Raw genomic sequence first — 19,753 nt, forward strand, 5'->3', positions numbered from 1 at the left:
GGTGCTGTGGCGCGACGGGAAGCCGCTGGGCCTGGCGCTGCGAGCGCCCTCGACCAGCGGCAGCCGCGGGTCCGCGCTGTGCAACCTGTGCTGGTCGGCGCACAAGCCCTCGGACGTCGTGCTGTTCGTCGCGCCGCGGGCGGGGTCCGCCGGACGGGATGGCAACACGGTCGGCACCTACATCTGCGCCGACCTGGCCTGTTCGCTCTACGTGCGGGGGCTGCGGCCGCTCGAGCTGCCGCAGGGGGAGTCGCTGGTGGAGCCGGCCGAGCGGGCCCGCCGGCTGACGGATCGGCTAGGGACGTTCGTGGACCGGGTGCTGGCCTAGGCCGGCAGGGCGCGACGGGTGGCCACGGTCAACAGGGCCTCCTCGTCGCTCATCATGTCGAGCTCGGCGAGGGAGATCGTGCCGTCGACCAGGCTCTGGGCCACCAGCTCGACCGCGTAGGCGGGGTACGCGCTGGAACCGGGGAGCCGGGACCGCAGGGGGGTCACGCAGTGGTGCACCGCCGCCTCCAGGGGACGAGGGGGAACTTGATACCTCAAGGTTTCCAGTGCGGCAGCACACGGGTGGCGGGCTTTACCAAGTCCTGACCCTTGCTCCGCGCGGTTGCTGCCGGTTGGCTCGAGTGGCTCTGCCTGCTCAGTCGCCCAGCAGGCGAGCCTCCAGCCGCTCCTCACGCCACGCGCCCTGGCCATCGGGCTCGACCCACCAGCCGCAAGCCCCCTCGACGACCGTGACGACCTCGCGCAGCTCGGTGCCGACGTAGTGCAGCCCCACCCCGTCCTCGCTGGCGTAGCCGGCGGGCACGAGGCCCGTGGCGACGGCCGCGCGATACACCTCCCGGCGCGGCTGCTCGGGGAAGTTGTCGTGCACCCCGTTGCTGAACGGCAGCCAGCCCAGGGTGTCGGTCACCGTGTCGAGCGCGTCGGCGAAGGAATCGGTCGGGCCGCCGAGGTGCCAGCACAGGCTGCCCGCGCTCTGCCCGGCCAGCACGACGCCCGCCTCCCAGCACTCCCGCAGCAGCTCCGGTATGCCGTGGGCACGCCAGACCGCCATGAGGTTCACGACGCTGCCGCCGCCGACCCACACCGCGTCCTGCGCCAGCAGGTGCTCGCGCACGTCCGGCACGTTGGGCTGGGTGAACAGGCTCAGGTGGCTGGTGGTGACGTCGTCCCGGTGGGCGAGAGCCCGGTGGAAGCTGTCGATGTGCGCCGGGTGGTCGCCTGTCCCGGTCGCGATGTAGGTGATCTGCGGGCGCTCGCGGCCGGTCAGCTCGACCGCGTGCTCGATGAGCGGGATGGTCGTGTGGCGCGGGTTGGTCGAGGGCAGCGGTCCGGACACGGCGAAGATCTGCGGGGTGGCGCTGGTCATGGGCGTCAACCTAGCCGCGAACCCGGGTCGGCTCAGGTCGTGAAGGTGAACAGGCGCCACCCGCGCCGCGCACGGCTCCGGCAGCGCGGGTGCGCTCGACGTCGGCATCGCTGATGTTGCCGAGCACGCCGCACAGCAGCACCAGGTCGGCCGGGACGGACTCGGCCCAGAGGTCGACCAGCGCTGCGTCGCCCTCGAGCACGCGCACCCGGGCCGGAGCGCCGCCGCGGTCCTCCAGCCACACCCGAACGTGCCGCTGCACGACCGCCAGCCGCCGGGACAGCGGAGACTCCGGGTCGGCGTAGAGCTCGTGCCGGGCCTGCCAGACGGTGGGTGCTGCCGGGCTCACGCCAGCATCTTCTCCATCCAGATCCCGTCCGGCCCCTCGGGGTCGGGGTGCCGGGCGACCTCGACGAAGCCCCTCCGGCGGTAGAACCGCTCGGCCTCCTCGTTGCCGTCGACGTAGGTCAGGCGCAGCCGGTCCGCGCCCGACGGCAGCGAGGCCAGGACCGCGTCCAGCAGGGCCGAACCGATCCCGAAGCCGTGGAAGTCGGGCAGCACGTAGAGCTTCCACAGGACCGGGTTGCCGTCCAGCTCGCCGACCGTCGCGGTGCCCACGACGTCGTCCCCGGTGACCGCGACGAAGGTGCCCTGGCCCTCGATGCTGCGGCGCACCGCCTCGGGCGACCACCAGCGCGCCAGGCCGTAGGAGACATAGTCCGCACCGGCGATCGGCCCGTAGGTCGCCGGCCAGGTGCGCAGCCCGACCAGGCGCACGGCATACGCGTCCTTGGCGTTCGCGAGCCGGACATCCACGGCGTCACCCCCCCTGGGTAGCGGTCCCCTTCGCGGGAGGGTAGGTCGCCGCGGCCCGGGGCGCTACCGCATCGCTCAGGGCCAGCGCTGGTCGGTGCCCGGCAGGCGCACGCCGAACCCCCGCACGGCCAGCTTCAGGATCACCGGCCCGGGCGCCATGAGCTGCTCGACCTTGCCGGCGCTGAGGCGCGCCAGCTGGTCCAGGCCGCCGGCGAGGGCGAAGGCGCCGCGTCGACGGGCCCGGTCGAGGACCACCGCGTTCGCCCAGACCTTGCGCCGGGACTCCCGCAGGAACCGCTTGGTGCCCAGGCGGTTGAGCGGGCTGAGCACCCGGTCGCTCAGGCTCGTTGTGCCGAGGGCGGCTAGGCGGTCGTCCTCGGCGCCGACCCGGGAGGCCAGGACCGTGTCGATGTGCCGGTGGTCGACGTGACGCCAGTGGACCAGGGCGGGGTCGTCGAACTCGGCGCTGCTGATGACCGCGAGCAGGGCCTGGGGCAGGTCGAAGTTGATGTGCGCGTTCATGTCGAGCAGGACGTGCCGCAGCGGCGGCAGGTCGCCGGCGTCGAAGGCCGCCTGCCACGGCAGGGGTGCCGGGTCGCCGCGCCCGTGCGCCTCCAGCGCGTCGAGGTAGTGCTCGGCGAAGGCGACGTCCCACCGCTCGACCCACTCCGGGTCACGGAACGTCCCGGCTGCGAGCTCGTCGCGGACCGCGGCCGTGGTGCGGGTGTACGTGGACAGGAAGAATCGCTTCGGGTCACCGGCCGACTCCAGGGGAGCGAGCAGCCGCTGCATCCGCTCCAGGACCGCGTCGATGCCGGCGCCGGTGCGGCCCGGGCCGGGTGGCCCCGGGATCAGCGGGTCCACTCCTCGACGACGTCGAGGTTGGAGAACGTCGGCGGCGCGTCGCACAGCGCCGCGAGCTGGGCCGCGAACTCCGTGGTGTCGGCGCGCTCGGAGTTGGCCATCGCCTCCTCGTACGACGCGAACTCGATGATGTTGACGCAGCGGTTGGGGTTGTCCCGGTCCCGGGTGAAGACGCCCCGGACCGGGCCACCGGGCTCTCCCTCGCGCCCGGCCCGCCAGTCGTCGGCGAGCTTCTGCAGCTCGTCGACGCGGGAGGTCGTGAACTCGATGATCTGCACGAACCCGGCCATGATCGCTCCTTCTCCACAGGTGCGACCACGGTCCCTCCGCCGGACCCCAGGAGGATCCGGCGAAGGGCGTACGTGGGGCTACCGCTCCGTGGTGAAGTGGACGACCTGCTGGAACGTCGGCCGGTTCTGCCAGTCGATCGGCCGCACGCCGACCAGACCGGCGGTGGTGTGCCGGATGTCGTCCAGGTGCTTGTCGTAGGTCAGCGCGTCCACGTCCGTCACCTTCTGGGCGGCCAGGGCACGCTGGACGGCGGCGGTCAGGGAGGCGATGACCGTGTCGGCGCACGACGTCCGGAGGCCGCACAGCGAGGCGGTCCGGGTGCCCGAGGGTCCGTGCCCGAGGGCACGACGCAGCTCGGCGTCGACGTAGCCGTACCAGGCGACCTCGTTCCACGAGGAGCCCTTGCCCTCGCGCGGGTGGTCGTCCAGGGCCTTGGGCAGCTGGTCCACCAGCGAGCCGAGCACCGGGCGCAGCACGTCCTTGGGCAGCGCGCCGGAGGAGGAGTCCGGCACGGCCTCGTGCTTCGGCTGCCACCACTCGTCGAACAGCGCGATCGCGGCCTGGTCGGCGTAGTGCCCGGTGCGCGCCCGGTCGACCCGGTGCGCGCCGTCGGCCAGCCAGCCGCGCAGCAGCGCGACGGCCTTGCGGGTCTGCGGGTCGCTGCCGCCGTCGCCGAGGACGTCGAGCAGGGCGGGCAGGGTGTACCGCGCGCGGCTGTCGACCGTCGCCGCGTCCGCGACCGCGCCCACGAGCTGGGGGACGGTCGCGTGGCCGGTGGCGGCCAGCGCGCCGACGCGGTCGGACAGTGCCCGGGACCGGTAGATGGAGTTGTAGCCCCAGACGTTGTCGGCGGCGGAGAACCCGGGCGCCTGCTTGTTGTTCCACGACACGAGGTAGCCCGAGGGCGGGTCTGCCTGCTGCACGTGGCCGCTGGTCGGCACCCACCCGGTCCAGTCGTAGCGGCTGACACCCCAGCGCGGGAAGTCCAGGTCCGTCCCGGCGGCCCGCTGCGGCAGCCGGCCAGAGCCGAAGTAGGCGATGTCCTTGTCGTTGGCGAAGAACCAGTTGAACGTGTAGTCGATCGCGCTCATGGCCCGGTTGAACGAGGCCGGGTCGTGCACCTGCGCCGGGTCGTTGACCCGGGCGAAGCCGATCACCGAGTCCACCTCGTGGCCGTAGGTGCTGCGCTGCAGCACCAGGGCCACCGGTATGCCGTGCACCGTCACCCGGGACTGCACGATGCCGTGCCCGGTGCGCAGGACCTGCATCCGCAGCTGCTGCGGCGGGTTGGTGGCCCCGGCGTTGGGCAGCGCCGTCTCCTCATGCACCCACGAGGTCATCGGCACGCAGCGGCCGTCAGCCAGGTAGTGCGTGCTGTGCACGGTCGGGGTGGAGCCGTCGGGCTCGCACAGCCGCTCGGCGACCGTGTCGACGATGTCGCTGCTGGCGCTCGTCGCACTCCAGGCATAGTCCAGGCCGCGGCCGAGCTCGACGACCAGCGACGTGCCGGCGAAGGACACCCCGCGGGCGTGGATGCCCGGCCCGTTGAGCACCTCCTCGCTGAGCAGCTGTGGGGCGTAGTAGCCGGTCTGGGGGCCGAACACCACGGTCGGGTGGCCGTCCGCCGAGCGCGAGCCGGCGATGAGGGCGGCGTTGCTCGCGCCCCGGGTGCTCAGCGGCAGGAAGGTGCCGTGCGGCATGTCCAGGCCGAGCGAAGGTGGCGCGGAGGGCAGCGGGAGCCCGGTGCCGCCGACGTCCGAGCCGGTGCCGTCGGCCGTCGGCCCGGCCAGGTCGGGGAGGGCCACGCCGGGCTGCGCCGGGTTGGGGTCGCCGCCGCCGTAGGGGGTGCGCACGCTGGCGGTGGTGGGCGCCTCCGGGTCGTTCTTGGCGCGCAGGTCGCGGTAGTAGGCCAGCCCCTGCGCCGCGCCGAACCGGCCCTGGAGCTGCTGCAGCCAGCGGGCGTTGTCGGCCTCGCCACCGCCGCCCTTGCCGAAGATGCCGCCGACGAGCGAGGCGACGTAGACCAGGTCGGCGCGGGTCCAGTCCTTGGGGGTCTTCTGCAGGGCGGCGTACTCCGCCGGGCAGTGCAGCCCGGTGGGCAGGTTGGCAGGGCAGAGGGCGTGCTGTGCGGCGTTGATGCCGGCCAGGTAGGCGTCGGCCCGGGCGAGCAGTGTCCGGCCCTCCTCGCCGTAGCGCTGGACCACGCCGTCGAGCTGGGCCTGCGCCTCGGCCGGGGTGTAGGCGGCGGTCTGGAGCTGGTGCCGGTCCATGGCGATGTTGCCCTCGGTGGGCCCGAGGAACTCGGCCGCGCGGGCGGCCCCGGCATGGCGCAGCACGTCCTGCAGGAACATCCGGTCCATCGTCCCGGCGTAGCCGGCGCCGAAGGCGACGTCCTCGGCGCTCTGCCCGTCCACGTACGGGACCCCGTAGGCGTCCCAGCGGATGCGCACCCCCGGCCTCGGCGTGGCGCTGCGGACCACCGTGTCGGGGGTGAAGCCGGCGCGCTTGTAGAGCCGGGAGACATCACCGGCGCTGACGGAGGCCGGGTCGAGCCGGTTCAGCCCGTCATACATCTCGAGCTGGTCGGCGAAGTTCGGCGGCGCGTTGCGGCCCTCCACGGCGACCCTGCCCTGCGAGTCGCCGGCGACGACGGTCGCGAGCTTCGCGGCGTCGATGCTCCCGGACTGGCCGGGCGGCAGGACGTTGCGGACCGCGCCCTCCAGGGGGTCCGGTGTCCCGGCGGCGGTGGCGCCGGGCGCGACGGCGACCACGGCGGTGGCGACGCCGGCGAGCAGCGCCAGGGCCAGGGCGGGGCGGCGGGTGGAGCGGTCACGACAGCGGAGCAGCACGGACGGCATCGGTCCTCCTCGCGGGTGTGACCGGGGTAACGAGGAGGCGTGGTCGGGGTTACTGGCCGGTAGCCAGGATGTGGGACGCGAGCCGGTCCAGGAAGACGCGCTGACCCGTGACCAGCTTGGCCCGGGCCGTGTCGAGGTCCAGCCAGGCGACCCGGTCCAGCTCGGGGAAGACCTGCTGGCGCCCGCTGCGTGGCGGCCACTCCATCTCGAACGTCCCGAAGGTCGCCGCGGCGACGTCGAGGTCGGCGGCCAGGGCGAAGACACGCACCACCTTGCCACTGGGCTGGCGCGCGTCGCCGAGGTCGGTCCACGGGCCCTCGGGCACGGGCAGGCCGAGCTCCTCGGTGAACTCGCGGCGGGCGGCGTCCTGTGCCGGCTCGGACTCCTCGTGCTCGCCCTTGGGCACCGACCAGCCGCCGTCGTCCTTGCGCACCCAGTACGGCCCGCCCATGTGCCCCAGCAGGACCTCGGGGCGGCCGTCGTGGACCCGGTGCAGCAGCAGGCCGGCGCTGCGTCGTCGCGTCATGGCGCCAGTGTCGCGTGCCGGCGGGCGCTCAGGCCTGGCTGAGCTCGAAGAGGTGCCCGTGTCGGGCACCCGGATGGTGAGGGCGGGGCTGACCCGGCCGGGCTGGTCCGGCGGGGCAAAGGTGACGTCGGGCTCCCCCCTCCGTGGGGCCGCCAGCGGTGACCATCAGCAGCCAGGCGCCGCGGAACCGGAAGAAGGCCGAGGTGCCGCCGTACTCACGGAACAGGTCGGCGCCGAGCACGTCGCAGTACAAGGCCTGCTCGACCGGGCGAGGTCGCTCACGACCAGGATGTGCGTCAGCTCCACCCCCGCCGCGGGGAAGGAGTCGGGTGCCGTCACGGCGTCGGGGTCGCGGCCGCGGTCACGGGTGGAACTGCACCAGGCCGAGCATGTTGCCCTCGCTGTCGCGGAACCACGCTGCACGCATGTAGCCGGGGGAGAAGATGTTCGTCACCGTGTCGAAGTCCGGCATCTGCGGGTAGCTCTCGAACTCCACGCCGCGGGCCTTGAGCCCGGCCACCTCTGCCTCGATGTCCTCCACGGTCCAGCCCATCTGGGTGTGCAGCCCGCTGCCGGCGTTCCTGCCGGGGTAGACCACGAACATCGCCCCGCCGCAGCGGTAGGTCAGGCCGCCGGGCGTCTCCTCCTCCGGTTCGAGGCCGAGCTGGTCGCGGTAGAACGCCTTGGCGCGTGCGAGGTCGGTGGCAGGCAGCGTGGCGTGCGCCCGCAGGTCCTTGAGCATGGCCCTCACTCCTTCTCCGCCCCTGCCAGACCACTGTGGCCCCGGCCTGCCCGGGCGGCCTCCTCCAAGCGGGTGATCGCGCGGATGTCCGCACCCAAACGGCACCAATCGGGCATGATGACCAGCGCCATGGAGAGCCTGTCGCCACCCCGGACCGACGCCACCGCGGCCGACGCCGCGCGGGCTGCGGCGCTCGATGTGTACGACGTCATCGGCCGTCCGCCGGAGCCCGAGCTGGAGGCGCTCGTCGAGCTGGCCGCCCTGGTCTGCGGGGTGCCGACGGCGGTCATCAACCTCATCGACGAGACCCACCAGCACCAGGTGGCGGCCTTCGGTATCGGGCCCTCGATCTGCACCCGCGAGGACTCCATGTGCGACGTCACCATCCAGCAGCAGTCGCCGATCGTGCTGGCCGACGCCCCGCTCGACCCGCGCTTCGCCCGGAACCCGTTCGTCACCGGCGTCATCGCCTCCCTGCGCTTCTACGCCTCCAGCCAGCTGCGCACCCCCGCGGGCGTCACGATCGGCACGCTGTGCGTGTTCGACGAGGAGGAGCGGCACCTCACCCCGGCCCAGGCGGGCGCCGTCGACGCCCTCGCCCGGCAGATCGTCGACGTCCTCGAGCTGCGCCGGCGCACCACGCTGCTCGAGCAGTCGCTCGAGGAGCTGACCCTGGCCCGGGCCGAGCTGAGCCGGTCCAACGACCAGCTCGCTGCCTTCGCCGGCCAGGTCAGCCACGACCTGCGCAACCCGCTCACCGCGGTGATGGGCTACGTCCAGGAGCTGGCCGACCTGCCCTCCGTGGCCGAAGACCCCGAGGGCAGCTGGCTGGTCGAGCGGGCGGGGCAGTCGGCCGCGCGGATGTACGCCCAGATGACCGAGCTGCTCGACTACGGCCACGTCGGGGGGCGCCTCGGCAGCGAGGAGGTCGACCTCGGCCGGCTGGCCTACCTCGTCCGTGACGACCTTGGCGACCTCATCCGCGCCGGCGGGGCGGAAATCGTCATCCACACCCTGCCGGTGGTCCGTGGAGATGAGAACCAGCTGCGTTCGGTGCTGCAGAACCTCATCTCCAACGCCCTGAAGTTCACCCTCCCGGGTGTGCCCGCCCACGTGACCGTCTCGGCCTGGCGAGGTGCCACGGGGATGCGCGTCGAGGTCGCCGACCGCGGGGTGGGAGTCCCGGTCGGGCACGCCGCCGGGGTGTTCACCCTGTTCGAGCGCACCGGGCAGCTCGACGTCGAGGGTCACGGCATCGGCCTGGCCACCTGCCGGCGGGTCATTGAGGCGCACGGAGGCCGGATCGGGCTCGAGTCGCGCGACGGGGGCGGCACGGTGGCGTGGTTCGAGCTGCCGGACGCCGCCGGCTGAGTTTGGGACCGCCCTGACCTGCAGGTATCCTCCAGCGAGCAAAGTGAGACCCCGCCAAGTATGAGTTGGCGGGGCCTCCTTTTTGTCCGGGCGTGACACTCCCGCACTTCGGCCAGTGCGCCCTGTCCACCCGTCCGTCACGACGGGTCCGCCGGGTTGCCCCTCGGTCCGGACCTCGTTTGCTGGCCGATGCGCCTCCGTTGCCGAAGGCGTGAGTCCTTTGTATGCCGGGCCGTCATCGCGCGACAGGGACCTTGGTCACCGGCGCCGCGGCCTCAGCGCGGGGGCATCCGCAGGGCGCCGTCGAGGCGGATGACCTCACCGTTGAGCATCGGGTTGTCGACGATGTGCGCGACCAGGGACGCGTACTCGCTCGGCTTGCCCAGGCGCGAGGGGTGGGGCACCTGGGCCTCGAGGACCGCCTTCACGTCGCCGGGCAGCCCGGAAAGCATCGGCGTCTCGAACGTGCCGGGGGCCACGGTGACCACGCGGATGTCCTTGTCGGCGAGGTCGCGCGCGGCCGAGAGGGTGAGGCCGACGACGCCACCCTTGGACGCGGCATACGCGGCCTGGCCGATCTGGCCGTCGTAGGCGGCGATCGACGCCGTCATGACGACGACGCCGCGGTCGCCATCGACCGGCTCGTTGTCGAGCATCGCGGCGGCACCCAGGCGCAGCACGTTGAACGTGCCGACGAGGTTGATGTCGATGACGTTGCGGAACGTCTCGAGGTCGAGCGGGCCCTTCTTGCCGACGACCCGGCCGGGGGTGCCGACGCCCGCGCAGTTGACGACGACGCGCAGGTCGCCGAGCTCCTTGGCGACCTCGATCGCGGCCTGCACCTGGGCCTCGTCGCGCACGTCCGCCGGGGCGAAGCGCGCGTGGTCGCCGAGCTCCTCGGCCAGGGCCTTCCCGCTGGAGGAGGGCAGGTCGACGATGACGACCGAGGCGCCGCCGTCGTGCAGGCGGCGGACGGTGGCCTCGCCGAGGCCGGAGGCGCCACCGGTGACGAGCGCGACGGTGGAGTCGTTGATGTTCAAGGAGGTTCCTCGCTGTGGTGTCGGGGACGGGGTGGTCAGCCGCGCAGCAGCTGACGGGCGATGACCAGGCGCTGGATCTGGTTGGTGCCCTCGAAGATCTGGGTCACCTTGGCCTCGCGCATGTAGCGCTCGACCGGGAAGTCCTGCGTGTAACCGTAGCCACCGAGGACCTGGACCGCATCGGTGGTGACCTTCATGGCGGCGTCGGTGCACACCAGCTTGGCGATCGCTGCCTGCTTGCTGAAGGGCCGGCCGGCGTCGCGCAGGCGCGCCGCGTGCAGGTAGGTCGCGCGGGCCGAGGTGACCGCGGCCTCCATGTCGGCGAGCAGGAACGACAGGCCCTGGAACTCGCTGATCGCCCGGCCGAACTGCTTGCGCTCGGTCGCGTAGCCCGCCGCCACGTCCAGCGCCGCCTGCGCCAGGCCCGTCGCGGCGGCCGCGATCCCGAGGCGGCCGGAGTCCAGCGCGGACAAGGCGATCGACATGCCCATGCCCGGCTCGCCGACGAGGCGGCCGGCGTCGACGACGGCCTCCTCGAAGTAGACCTGGCGCACCGTGTCGCAGGCCAGGCCCATCTTGCGCTCGGGTTCGCCGAAGCTCAGGCCATCGGTGCCGGCCGGCACGACGAAGCACGACAGCCCCTTGCTCGGGTGGTCGCCGGTGCGGGCGAAGGTCGTGTAGAAGTCCGCGTGGCCGGCGTGGGAGATCCAGGCCTTGGTGCCCTTGAGCCGGTATGCCGAGCCCTCACCGACCGGGGTGGCCCGGGTCGAGATCGCGGAGACGTCGGAGCCGGCCTGGGGCTCGGACAGGCAGTAGGCGCCGAGCATCGAGCCGCCGAGCATGTCCGGCAGCAGCTCGGCCTTCTGGGCGTCGGTGCCGAACCGGGCCACCGGGTAGCAGGTCAGGGAGTGGACGCTGACGCCGACGGCGACGCTCATCCACGCCGCGGCGATCTCCTCGACGACCTGCAGGTAGACCTCGTAGGGCTGCCCGCCACCGCCGACCTCCTCGGGGTAGGCCAGGGACAGCAGCCCGGCGTCGCCGAGCAGCCGGAAGGTGTCGCGGGGGAACTCGGCGGCCGCCTCGGCGGCCGAGGCCTTCGGTGCGAGCTGCTCGGCGCAGATCTCGCGCGTGAGCTCGATCAGGTCCTGAGCTTCCTCGGTGGGCATGAGGCGGTCAGCGGGCATGCAGAAACGATACTGCACGCGATACGTCAGTATCACTGTCCGTATGATCTGTGACATGTCCGCGACACTGACCGCTCGCCAGGTGGACCTGCTCGACCGGCTCACCGACCTGGTCGTGGCCGAGGGCTTCGCGCACCTGACCCTGGACGACCTCGCGGCGCGGCTGCGCTGCTCCAAGACCACGCTCTATGCGCTCGCCCCGAGCAAGGACCAGCTCGCGGTGCGGGTGGTCAACAACTTCTTCCGGCGCTCGACCGCGTTCGTCGAGTCGCGGGTCGCGCAGCGGCGCGCGCCCCTGCGCCGGATCGAGGCCTACCTCGAGGCGGTCGCCGAGGCGCTGCGCCCGGCCTCGCGGCAGTTCATCGACGACATCGCCGGCTTCGAGCCGACCCGGGCGACCTACCGCGACAACGCCGTGGCGGCTGCCCGCCGGGTGCGTGAGCTGGTCGACGAGGCCGCGGCGGAGAAGGCCGTGGCCCCGGTCGACGCGGCGTTCGTGGCCACGTGGGTCGGTGTGACGATCGAGGCGATCCAGCGCGGGGAGTTCGCCGAGCGCGCCGGGCTCGGCGACGCGGCCGCCTTCGAGGAGCTCGGCCGCCTGGTCAGCCGGGCGCTGGCCCGCCCCGCCTGAGCTGGTGGGTCACAGGGCCGGTTCGAGCTCGACCCCCGCTCCGCGGGCGTGGGTCGCGTCGAGCCGCCGCACGCTGCGCGAGAGCAGCGGCGCCAGGCTGGCCACGACGAAGACCCCGGCGGTGACGACGAGCGTGTGCTCGGGGCCGTAGGCGGCCGCCAGTGGCCCCGCCAGGGCGTTGCCCACCGGGATGCCGACGAACGAGGTCAGGTCGTCCCACGAGGACACCCGTGCCAGGACCGTGTGCGGGACCTGGTCCTGCACGATGGTCTCCCAGCACGCGTTGAGGAAGGCCAGTCCGAGCATGGCCACGACGGCGGCCGCGACCACGACCCACAGCTGGCACGGCCAGGCGTAGGAGGCGGCCAGCAGCCCGGTCAGGGCCAGCCCGGCGTTGCCGGCGAGCAGCGGCCGGCGCGGGTGCACCGCCATGGCGACGAAGCCGCCAAGCACGCCACCTGCGCCGACCGCGGTGCCGATCACGCCCATGGCCGCTGCCCCGCCCAGCCGGTGGATCGCCACGACCGGGCCGAGCACGGCAAGCACGCCGAAGGCGGTGTTCCACACGCCGTGGCCGAGCAGGTTCTTCCAGTACCAGTCGCGCGAGCGGACCTCGGTCCACCCGGCCGCCAGCTCGTGCCACATCGGCTGCCGGGCCGAGCGCGGCGCGTCAACACGGACCAGGGCCACGGTGACCGCGGAGACGGCGTAGGTGGCCGCGTTGGCCACGAAGGCGACCGGGGCTCCGGCGGTGGCCACCAGGACCCCTGCGAGGGCGGGCCCGGCCACGTTGGCGCCGTTGCGCAGCAAGCCAAGGAAGGCGTTGGCGCCGTGGCGGTCCGAGTCCGGGACGACCAGGGGCTGCAGGGAGGCCATGGCGGGGCGGAAGAAGGCCCCGGCCGCGCCGGTGAGGACGTAAAGCCCGCAGAGTGACGCGGTCGAGGGGTGGCTGTGCCCCAGCTCCGCCGCGAGCAGCAGCTGGGCCACCGCCCGGACCACGTCGCACAGCACCATCAGGCGCTGGGGGCGCAGCCGGTCGGCCCAGACCCCACCGACCAGCAGGAACGCCATGCGGGCGGCCATGCCGGTGCCGACCACGAGGCCCAGGTCCGAAGCGGAGCCGCCGCTCTGCACGATCGCCACCGACAGGGCCACCGTGACGAGGGCGTCACCCAGCCAGGACAGGCCTTGGCCGGCGGCGAGCAGGCGGAAGGGGGTTGAGCGCAGGGGCGCGAGGGCGGGAGATGAGGTCATGGAGGAAATATAGTTAGCTAGCGAATAGTCAGCAAGTGAATTGTTAGATCTTTGACTGTCAGGTCTGGCAGACTCGGGCCATGGCTCGCACCATCACCGACTCGGTCGACCGGCACGTCGAGCGCTGGCTGCCGGCGCTGCCCCAGCTCGACGCCGAGGTCGAGGGCGTCATCACCCGCATGCAGCGGCTCCTCTGGCTGCTCAAGCAGGAGAAGACGGCGGCGTGGGCAGAGCGGGGCGTGACCCCGGCTGACGTGCAGACCCTCCAGACGGTGGTCTCGCTCGAGCTGTCCTCCCTCGAGGCCACGCCAGCCCTCATCGCAGAGAAGTGCCAGGTCACCCGGGCCGGGATGACCAGCCGCCTCGACCGCCTCGAGGAGGCAGGTCACATCACCCGTGAGGTGGACCCGCTCGACCGGCGCCGGGTCCTCGTGCGCATCACGCCGGCCGGGCGGGCCATGTGGGAGGCGGCGAGCGAGGTCGGCATCCGGCTCGAGACCGAGTTCCTTGCCAGGCTCAGCGACCACCAGCGCTCCCAGCTCAACCAGCTCCTCCGGGTGCTGCTCTCCGGCGTGGAGGCGCGACCGGACTGAGCCACACGGCATACCGTGGCCGGCGGAGCGTCGCGGCCGGCGACGACCAGGCAGGGAGGCGAGCAGCGTGGCTGGCAGTGCACTCATCGGTGGGGTCGTCCTGGCCTCGGGCCAGAGCTCGATGTGGCAGGACATGTTCACGTTCGAGATCCCGCCGGCGGAGAAGGTCATCCGGACCGTCGTGGTCTACCTGTTCATCGGCGTCCTCATCCGGGTGGCCGGCAAGCGGATGATGGCCCAGCTCAACTCCTTCGACCTGGTGGTCGTGCTGCTGCTGAGCAACGTGGTCCAGAACGCCATCATCGGCCCGGACAACTCCCTCATCGGAGGGTTGCTCGGCGCCGCGGTGCTGGTGCTGTTCAACGCCCTGATGGACCGGGTCGCGCTGATGGGTCCACGCTCGACGTGGCTGTTCCAGGGCAGCCCGACCGTGCTGGTCACCCACGGCAAGGTGGACGAGAAGGCCGTGCACCGCATCGGGCTGCGCGACCACGAGATCATGAGCGCCCTGCACCACCAGGGTGCTGATGGCCCCAACGAGGTGCGCAAGGCGTCCCTGGAGCCGGGCGGCACGTGGAACATCGAGCTGATGCGCGACGAGCAGGCGGCCAGCCTCGGCGACCTGCGGCAGGCCGTGGTCGACCTGCAGCGCCACATCGACGCCCGGCTGTCAGCCCTCGAACGGCGTGATGGTCGGCCGCTTGGCGGTGAGGGCATCTCCTGAGGACTGCCCGCGCAGCCGGCGCTGCACCCAGGGGGCGACATACTCCCGGGCCCACCGCACGTTCTCGCGGAAGGAGTCGGCCCGGCCGATCGGCGGGGCCGGCGGCAGCGGCGTGGCCCACTCGGTGTCGTCCGGCTCGAAGCCCAGCGTGGTGAACGCGTTGAGGGCCACCCGGCGGTGCCCCTCGGTGGTCATGTGGATCCGGTCGGAGGCCCACAGCCGCCAGTCCCGCAGCGCGTGCATGCCCCACTGGTCGATGACGAACGCCTCGTGCCGCCGCGCGATCGACCAGATATGTGCGACGTAGGTGGCCGCCCGACCCCGGGTCATCTTGACCAGGGGCGCCTCACGCGGGTCCACCGGCGTGGCCATGAGCACGTCGGCGCCGGTGGCCCGGATCCGCGCGACCGCGTCCTCCAGCCGGGAGGCGAGGCCGTCGATGTCCGCCCGCGGGCGCAGGATGTCGTTGCCCCCGCCGACGATGCTGACCAGGTCGGGCTCCAGGGCCAGCGCCTCGTCCAGCTGCCGCCCGACGATGTCGTCGAGCAGGCGCCCGCGCACCGCGAGGTTGGCGTAGCCGAAGCCCTGCTCCTGCTTGCGGGCCTCCAGCGCCAGGTGCGCGGCGAGCCGGTCGGCCCACCCGATGTAGGCGTTGTCGCGCTCAGGGTCAGGGTCGCTCATGCCCTCGGTGAACGAGTCGCCGATGGCCACGTAGCGGGACCAGGTCACGCGAGCCTCCAGTCGACGGGCCCGGCGCCCTGGGCGGCGAGCAGCTCGTTGGCGCGGCTGAAGGGCCGCGACCCGAAGAACCCGCCCCGGGCCGAGAGGGGCGAGGGGTGGGCGCTCTCGATCCGCGGCACCTGCCCGAGCGAGGGGCCCAGGTTGCGCGCGTCGCGTCCCCACAGAATCGCCACGAGCGGACCGCCGCGCTCGACCAGCGCCTGGATCGCCTGGGCGGTCACGGTCTCCCAGCCCTTGCCGCGGTGGCTGCCCGCGGCACCGGGGCGCACGGTCAGCACCCGGTTGAGCAGCAGCACCCCCTGGTCGGCCCAGGGGGAGAGGTCGCCGTTGGACGGGGTCGGCAGGCCGAGGTCGGTGCCCATCTCGGCGTAGATGTTCTGCAGGCTGCGCGGCACCGGCCGCACCTCGGGGGCCACCGAGAAGGACAGGCCGACCGCGTGCCCGGGCGTGGGGTAGGGGTCCTGGCCCACGATGAGCACCTTGACGTCGTCAAGCGGGCGGCTGAAGGCGCGCAGCACGTGCTCGCCGGCCGGCAGGTATCCGCGGCCGGAGGCCACCTCCGCACGCAGGAAGTCGCCCAGCCGGGTCACCTCCGCGGAGACGGGCTGCAGCGCCTCGGTCCAGGTGGGGTGGACCAGCTCGGTCAGGGGCTTGGCGACGGGCACGGTCGTCAATCTAGGTGACCCGAGGGCCGGCCCCGGAGCCCGGTCCGGTCAGCCGGGGTGGCCGGCGTGGCCGGCCCCGAGGTGCCGGTAGCCGCGGTGGACCGCCACGGCCAGCCCCGCCACCGGGAACGGCCACGGCCCCCGGGAGAGTGCATCGGCTTCGGGGACGTGGGCGGCGACCAGCAGGCGCAGGTGCTCGGCCACGTCGGTCACGTCACGGGCCTGCTGGGTGACGAAGTCGACGTCGACCACGTCCCCGTGGCCGGGGACCACGTTGGTCACCGGGTCGAGCATGCTCGCGAGCCGTTCGAGCGTGGGCCCCCACTCCAGTGGCCAGCAGTCCGGGCCGAACGACGGCGGACCGGACTGCTCCACCAGGTCGCCGGCGTAGACGACGTCGGCGTCGGGCACCAGCAGGACCGCGTCCCCGTCGGTGTGCCCGCGCCCCAGGTGGGTGGCCTGCACCTCGCGGCCACCGAGGTCGAGGTCCCACCGGTGGGCGAACACGGTGTCCGGAGGCACCTTCTCCTCCGTGGACAGCGGCGCCTCGGGTTCGGGAGCGCCCCGCTCCAGCGCCAGCGGCACCGCCGCGTGGGCCACCACCGGGCAGCCCGGGAACGCCGCGTTGCCCCCGAGGTGGTCGAAGTGGGCGTGGGTGTTCATGACCGCGAGCACCGGCAGGGAGGACAGCGCGCGCACGTGCGCCGCCAGCTCGCGACCCTGCGCGGTGTCCGCCCGGGTGTCGATGACCAGCAGGCCGTCGTCCCCGGCGACCACGCCGCTCGAGACGTCCCAGGGTGAGTACCGGCGCACCCAGCAGCGGTCGCCCACCTCCACCCAGTCGGTGCTCATGGGGCCAGCGTGGCAGCCGTCGGCGGGGTGTCCAACCGACGATCGTCACGTCACTTCGGCCGCGGTGGCGGCCCGGAACGGCCGCGGTGCTCGTCGCCCGGATCCGGCGGCATGCGGAGGCATCGCCGCTGGCCACCTAGACTCGCGGCCGTGCATGGCTTCGATGAGACGACCGAGGAGCTCGGTCAGGCGATCCTCAAGTACGCCGAGGAGCGGCTGCGGCTCGACCCGGTGCCGCTGGACGGTCCGCGGACCAAGGAGCAGCTCGACGTGGTCGCCGGCGAGACGATCACCCCCGACGGCATGGGTGGCCTGCCCGCGCTGAGGCTGTTCGAGGAGGACCTGGCCCCGGCGTGCATCTCCACCGACCACCCGCGCTACCTCTCCTTCATCCCGTGCGCCCCGACCGAGGCCGCGACGCTGTTCGACCTCGTCGTCGGCGCGTCCTCGATCTACGGCGGGTCGTGGCTCGAGGGTGCCGGCGCCGTCCACGCCGAGAACCAGGCGCTGCGCTGGATCGCCGACCTCGCCGGGCTGCCGCCCCAGGCCGGCGGGGTGTTCGTGCCCGGAGGGACCGTCGGCAACCTCTCCGCCCTGGTGGCGGCGCGCGCGACGGCGCGGGCACGGCATACCGGCGAGGGGCCGCGGCCCAACAAGGTGGCGGGCACGGTCAGCGCCCACTCCTCGATCAAGTCCGCGTGCGACGTCATGGACGCCGACCTCGTGGGCGTCCAGGTCGACGAGCGCCAGCGGCTGACCGGGGACAACCTGCGCCGCGTGCTCGAGGCCGAGGGGCCCGAGCAGTTCTTCGCCGTCGTCGCGACGTGCGGCACCACCAACTTCGGCATCGTCGACGACCTCGCCTCCGTCGCCGAGGTGTGCCGCGAGTTCGGCATCTGGTTCCACGTCGACGGGGCCTACGGCGGCGCCGGCCTGGCGGCGCCGAGCGTGCGCCACCTCTACGCGGGCATCGAGCACGCCGACTCCTTCATCGTCGACCCGCACAAGTGGCTGTTCGCGCCGTTCGACTGCTGCGCGCTGCTCTACCGCGAGCCGGCGCTGGCCCGCGCCGCGCACACGCAGAAGGCGTCCTACCTCGACGTGCTCACCGAGGCGCCGGAGTGGAACCCCACCGACTACGCGGTCGGCCTGACCCGGCGCGCCCGCGGCCTGCCGTTCTGGTTCTCCCTGGCCGCGCACGGCACCCGCGCCTACAGCGCCGCGATCGAGCGGACGCTGGAGGTCACCCGCTTCGCCGCCGCGGAGATCGAGCGGCGCGACCACCTCGAGGCGCTGCTCGAGCCCGACCTGTCGGTGATCGTGTTCCGCCGGCTGGGCTGGACCCCGGCCGACTACCACGCGTGGAGCGACCGGATCCTCGCCGAGGAGTTCGCCTTCGTGGTGCCGACCTCGCACGAGGGGGAGACGGTGGCGCGGTTCGCCATCGTCAACCCCAACACCACCGAGGACGACATCGCCGCGATCCTGGACTCGATGGCGGACCCGGCATGAGTCCCGGACGGCGCCGCACGAGCCTCGCCGGACCCGCCCGAGTGAATGACACTGCTGTGATTCGGCCGGTACGATGAACCCGCACGACGAGCCACGGGAGGGTCGCATGAGCGCCGCAGCAGAGGTCACCCCGACGTCCGCCGAGGAGCTGAGCGAGCGGGACCGCGAGATCATCGCCTTCGAGCGCCAGTGGTGGAAGTACGCCGGCGCCAAGGAGCAGGCGATCCGTGAGCTGTTCGACATGAGCGCGACGCGCTACTACCAGGTGCTCAACGCCCTGATCGACAGCCCGGCCGCCCTCGAGGCCGACCCGATGCTCATCAAGCGCCTGCGCCGCCTGCGCGCGAGCCGCCAGCGGGCCCGCTCGGCCCGCCGCCTCGGCGTCCAGCTCTGACCCCACCGACCGAGCCCGCCCGGCACGCCGCCCGGCGGGCTCTGTCATGCCCGGGCCTGCCTGTCGTGCAAGGGTGGCGGTTATGAGCGACGTCGTGGACTGGAGCACCCCCGAAGGCCTGCGAGCGGTCCGGGAGTCGCTCGCCGCGACGATCCCCGGGTGGACCGACCCCGCTGCGTATGCCGTGGGCATCGGTGCCGGGTCCGACTCGCGCGAGGTCGGCTTCCCGCACGTCAACGCCGACGGCTCGCACCCGCTGCCTGCGGTCGTCCTCGCCAAGGTCATCGGGCACCAGGGCGGCACCGCCACCTACGACCTGACCCTCGACCAGCTGCGCACCGCGGCCGAGACCCTCGCCCCGGCGGAGGCCTGCACGGCGTACGACCACCCCAACCTGTGGGCCTGGCGGGACCTGCTGGAGCAGGTCCGTGCGGAGTCGGCGCTCACGCTGACGGCGGTGTTCGTGCGCGACCTCGAGGACCCGGCCGCGTCCGAGGCCGACGCAGCGATGCGCGACGTCATCGACCGGCCGTCCGGCGAGCGCTGAGGGGGCCGTCAGGGCATTTGCACTCGGTGGGGTCGAGTGCTAATCATTGGGTTAGCACTCTCATCCCGAGAGTGACAATCTCGACCGTCTGTCGAGGACCGGCGAACGCAGCGACGTGAGCTGCCGGACCCGGTCCGTCCGTCGCGGGCGTCCGGCGGTCACCCGAAGATTTTCGCGTGGGAGGAACCACCCGAATGGCCAAGATCATCGCTTTCGATGAGGAGGCTCGCCGCGGTCTCGAGCGGGGTATGAACACCCTCGCCGACGCCGTCAAGGTGACCCTCGGTCCCAAGGGCCGCAACGTCGTGCTGGAGAAGAAGTGGGGCGCCCCCACGATCACCAACGACGGTGTGAGCATCGCCAAGGAGATCGAGCTCGAGGAGCCGTACGAGAAGATCGGCGCCGAGCTCGTCAAGGAAGTTGCCAAGAAGACCGACGATGTGGCCGGTGACGGCACCACGACCGCCACGGTCCTGGCCCAGGCGCTGGTGCGCGAGGGTCTGCGCAACGTCGCCGCGGGCGCCAACCCGATGGCCCTCAAGCGCGGCATCGAGAAGGCCGTCGAGGCCGTCTCCGCCCAGCTGCTGACGATGGCCAAGGACGTCGAGACCAAGGAGCAGATCGCCTCCACCGCCTCGATCTCCGCTGCTGACCCCCAGATCGGCGAGATGATCGCCGAGGCCATGGACAAGGTCGGCAAGGAAGGCGTCATCACCGTCGAGGAGAGCAACACCTTCGGCCTCGAGCTCGAGCTCACCGAGGGCATGCGC

General features: G+C 72.7%; 24 protein-coding genes. 9 read left to right on the top strand and 15 right to left on the bottom strand.

Annotated features, from left to right (window positions below; all coding sequences use genetic code 11):
- Window positions 1–328, top strand: a 328-nt coding sequence (locus ACXVGS_RS15425) for an FBP domain-containing protein (protein ID WP_458537133.1), incomplete at its 5' end; no start/stop codon positions are given.
- Here ACXVGS_RS15425 and ACXVGS_RS15430 read toward each other — a convergent pair.
- The 9 genes from ACXVGS_RS15430 to ACXVGS_RS15470 form a co-directional block, all read right to left on the bottom strand.
- Window positions 325–495, bottom strand: a complete 171-nt coding sequence (locus ACXVGS_RS15430) for a hypothetical protein (protein ID WP_458530628.1) — start codon at window positions 493–495, stop codon at window positions 325–327. The two genes, ACXVGS_RS15425 and ACXVGS_RS15430, sit on opposite strands and share 4 nt — an antisense overlap.
- Window positions 496–643: 148 nt before the next feature.
- A complete protein-coding gene (locus tag ACXVGS_RS15435; RefSeq protein ID WP_458537134.1) occupies window positions 644–1,375 on the bottom strand; it encodes a Type 1 glutamine amidotransferase-like domain-containing protein in 732 nt (243 codons plus the stop codon).
- 10 nt (window positions 1,376–1,385) lie between these two features.
- On the bottom strand, window positions 1,386–1,724 hold the full coding sequence (locus tag ACXVGS_RS15440) for a hypothetical protein (RefSeq protein ID WP_458530626.1): 339 nt from the start codon (window positions 1,722–1,724) through the stop codon (window positions 1,386–1,388).
- Window positions 1,721–2,191, bottom strand: a complete 471-nt coding sequence (locus ACXVGS_RS15445) for an N-acetyltransferase family protein (protein WP_458537135.1) — start codon at window positions 2,189–2,191, stop codon at window positions 1,721–1,723. Before ACXVGS_RS15445 ends, ACXVGS_RS15440 begins: the two co-directional genes overlap by 4 nt.
- Before the next feature lie 75 nt (window positions 2,192–2,266).
- Window positions 2,267–3,055 (bottom strand): DUF5995 family protein, encoded by a 789-nt coding sequence (locus ACXVGS_RS15450; protein WP_458530624.1) that lies wholly within the window; start codon window positions 3,053–3,055, stop codon window positions 2,267–2,269.
- Window positions 3,043–3,345, bottom strand: coding sequence for a hypothetical protein (locus tag ACXVGS_RS15455; protein WP_458530623.1), 303 nt, complete (start codon window positions 3,343–3,345; stop codon window positions 3,043–3,045). The genes ACXVGS_RS15450 and ACXVGS_RS15455 overlap by 13 nt, the downstream gene beginning before the upstream one ends.
- A 78-nt stretch (window positions 3,346–3,423) precedes the next feature.
- Window positions 3,424–6,204, bottom strand: a complete 2,781-nt coding sequence (locus tag ACXVGS_RS15460; RefSeq protein ID WP_458537136.1) for a penicillin acylase family protein — start codon at window positions 6,202–6,204, stop codon at window positions 3,424–3,426.
- Between the two features lie 49 nt (window positions 6,205–6,253).
- Entirely contained in the window at window positions 6,254–6,730 is a 477-nt protein-coding gene (locus ACXVGS_RS15465) for an NUDIX domain-containing protein (protein WP_458535124.1), read from the bottom strand.
- A 361-nt stretch (window positions 6,731–7,091) separates the two neighbouring features.
- Window positions 7,092–7,472 carry a VOC family protein gene (locus ACXVGS_RS15470; RefSeq protein WP_458530620.1) on the bottom strand — a complete coding sequence of 127 codons (381 nt, stop codon included), beginning with the start codon at window positions 7,470–7,472 and terminating at the stop codon, window positions 7,092–7,094.
- A gap of 114 nt (window positions 7,473–7,586) precedes the next feature.
- Here ACXVGS_RS15470 and ACXVGS_RS15475 point away from each other — a divergent pair, with 114 nt between their 5' ends.
- Window positions 7,587–8,843, top strand: coding sequence for an ATP-binding protein (locus ACXVGS_RS15475; protein ID WP_458532341.1), 1,257 nt, complete (start codon window positions 7,587–7,589; stop codon window positions 8,841–8,843).
- A 275-nt stretch (window positions 8,844–9,118) separates the two neighbouring features.
- Here ACXVGS_RS15475 and ACXVGS_RS15480 read toward each other — a convergent pair whose 3' ends face one another.
- Both ACXVGS_RS15480 and ACXVGS_RS15485 read right to left on the bottom strand, forming a co-directional pair.
- On the bottom strand, window positions 9,119–9,883 hold the full coding sequence (locus ACXVGS_RS15480) for a 3-hydroxyacyl-CoA dehydrogenase (RefSeq protein WP_458530618.1): 765 nt from the start codon (window positions 9,881–9,883) through the stop codon (window positions 9,119–9,121).
- 35 nt (window positions 9,884–9,918) lie between these two features.
- The gene (locus ACXVGS_RS15485; RefSeq protein WP_458532342.1) at window positions 9,919–11,070 is read right to left on the bottom strand and encodes an acyl-CoA dehydrogenase family protein; all 1,152 of its coding nucleotides are present in this window, start codon (window positions 11,068–11,070) and stop codon (window positions 9,919–9,921) included.
- A gap of 55 nt (window positions 11,071–11,125) precedes the next feature.
- On the opposite strand from ACXVGS_RS15485, the gene ACXVGS_RS15490 reads away from it, so the two are divergent.
- Window positions 11,126–11,701, top strand: a complete 576-nt coding sequence (locus ACXVGS_RS15490) for a TetR/AcrR family transcriptional regulator (RefSeq protein ID WP_458532343.1) — start codon at window positions 11,126–11,128, stop codon at window positions 11,699–11,701.
- Window positions 11,702–11,710: 9 nt separating this feature from the next.
- Here ACXVGS_RS15490 and ACXVGS_RS15495 read toward each other — a convergent pair whose 3' ends face one another.
- On the bottom strand, window positions 11,711–12,955 hold the full coding sequence (locus tag ACXVGS_RS15495; RefSeq protein ID WP_458537137.1) for an MFS transporter: 1,245 nt from the start codon (window positions 12,953–12,955) through the stop codon (window positions 11,711–11,713).
- Between the two features lie 80 nt (window positions 12,956–13,035).
- Between ACXVGS_RS15495 and ACXVGS_RS15500 the strand changes: the two genes are divergently transcribed.
- Window positions 13,036–13,548 carry a MarR family winged helix-turn-helix transcriptional regulator gene (locus tag ACXVGS_RS15500; protein WP_458537138.1) on the top strand — a complete coding sequence of 171 codons (513 nt, stop codon included), beginning with the start codon at window positions 13,036–13,038 and terminating at the stop codon, window positions 13,546–13,548.
- Between the two features lie 67 nt (window positions 13,549–13,615).
- A complete protein-coding gene (locus ACXVGS_RS15505) occupies window positions 13,616–14,272 on the top strand; it encodes a DUF421 domain-containing protein (RefSeq protein WP_458535194.1) in 657 nt (218 codons plus the stop codon).
- Here ACXVGS_RS15505 and ACXVGS_RS15510 read toward each other — a convergent pair.
- Genes ACXVGS_RS15510 through ACXVGS_RS15520 form a run of 3 tightly spaced genes read right to left on the bottom strand, consistent with a single transcriptional unit; the run spans window position 14,219 to window position 16,530 of the window.
- Window positions 14,219–15,001, bottom strand: coding sequence for an SGNH/GDSL hydrolase family protein (locus ACXVGS_RS15510; protein ID WP_458535193.1), 783 nt, complete (start codon window positions 14,999–15,001; stop codon window positions 14,219–14,221). The two genes, ACXVGS_RS15505 and ACXVGS_RS15510, sit on opposite strands and share 54 nt — an antisense overlap.
- Window positions 14,998–15,687: a uracil-DNA glycosylase gene (locus ACXVGS_RS15515; protein ID WP_458530612.1), complete on the bottom strand. Its 690-nt coding sequence runs from the start codon at window positions 15,685–15,687 to the stop codon at window positions 14,998–15,000. The genes ACXVGS_RS15510 and ACXVGS_RS15515 overlap by 4 nt, the downstream gene beginning before the upstream one ends.
- 39 nt (window positions 15,688–15,726) lie before the next feature.
- The gene (locus tag ACXVGS_RS15520; RefSeq protein ID WP_458537139.1) at window positions 15,727–16,530 is read right to left on the bottom strand and encodes an MBL fold metallo-hydrolase; all 804 of its coding nucleotides are present in this window, start codon (window positions 16,528–16,530) and stop codon (window positions 15,727–15,729) included.
- A 111-nt stretch (window positions 16,531–16,641) separates the two neighbouring features.
- Between ACXVGS_RS15520 and ACXVGS_RS15525 the strand changes: the two genes are divergently transcribed.
- The 4 genes from ACXVGS_RS15525 to ACXVGS_RS15540 form a co-directional block, all read left to right on the top strand.
- Window positions 16,642–18,042, top strand: a complete 1,401-nt coding sequence (locus ACXVGS_RS15525; protein WP_458537140.1) for a pyridoxal phosphate-dependent decarboxylase family protein — start codon at window positions 16,642–16,644, stop codon at window positions 18,040–18,042.
- Between the two features lie 106 nt (window positions 18,043–18,148).
- Window positions 18,149–18,436, top strand: a complete 288-nt coding sequence (locus ACXVGS_RS15530; protein ID WP_141786931.1) for a DUF3263 domain-containing protein — start codon at window positions 18,149–18,151, stop codon at window positions 18,434–18,436.
- A gap of 82 nt (window positions 18,437–18,518) precedes the next feature.
- Window positions 18,519–18,983 carry a hypothetical protein gene (locus ACXVGS_RS15535; RefSeq protein ID WP_458533604.1) on the top strand — a complete coding sequence of 155 codons (465 nt, stop codon included), beginning with the start codon at window positions 18,519–18,521 and terminating at the stop codon, window positions 18,981–18,983.
- Window positions 18,984–19,177: 194 nt separating this feature from the next.
- On the top strand, window positions 19,178–19,753 hold a 576-nt coding region (locus tag ACXVGS_RS15540), incomplete at its 3' end, for a TCP-1/cpn60 chaperonin family protein (protein ID WP_458533605.1).

It is taken from the genome of Oryzihumus sp., from assembly GCF_054325275.1.